1 protein-coding gene is annotated in these 367 nt (G+C 40.1%); it reads left to right on the forward strand.

Annotated elements, in window-relative coordinates; all coding sequences use genetic code 11:
- Nucleotides 1–49: 49 nt before the first annotated feature.
- On the forward strand, nt 50–367 hold a 318-nt coding region (locus OKC24_RS19980; protein WP_507159416.1), incomplete at its 3' end, for a metallophosphoesterase family protein.

Consider the following 367-nt stretch of genomic DNA (forward strand, 5'->3'; position numbering starts at 1 on the left):
CCAAAACATGGAGTGCATCGAACTACTTTCAAAGCCATGGTTTACATCGGTGCGCGGTAATCATGAGGATTTGTGTATTTGGGGATTGCAAGATCGCGCTGCAATGAAATGCCATATGGAAAATGGTGGGGAATGGTTTTACGAGCTGAGTGTTGAAGATCAATTTCAAATTGCTAAAACATTTTCTGAATTACCTATTGCTTTAGAGGTTACACATCGCGGCAAAAAATTTGGATTTGTTCATGGGCACATTGAAGAAAATGACTGGGAAAAGTTCAAGCTTAGTTTTGATTTGCCTTCAATAAGGGATGCAGGTCAATTAGCAATGTGGGGCCGTGATCGACTGGATGAAGATAAAAAACAATAC

The sequence above is a fragment of the Acinetobacter entericus genome (genome assembly GCF_026168575.1).
Taxonomy (GTDB): Bacteria; Pseudomonadota; Gammaproteobacteria; order Pseudomonadales; family Moraxellaceae; genus Acinetobacter; species Acinetobacter bouvetii.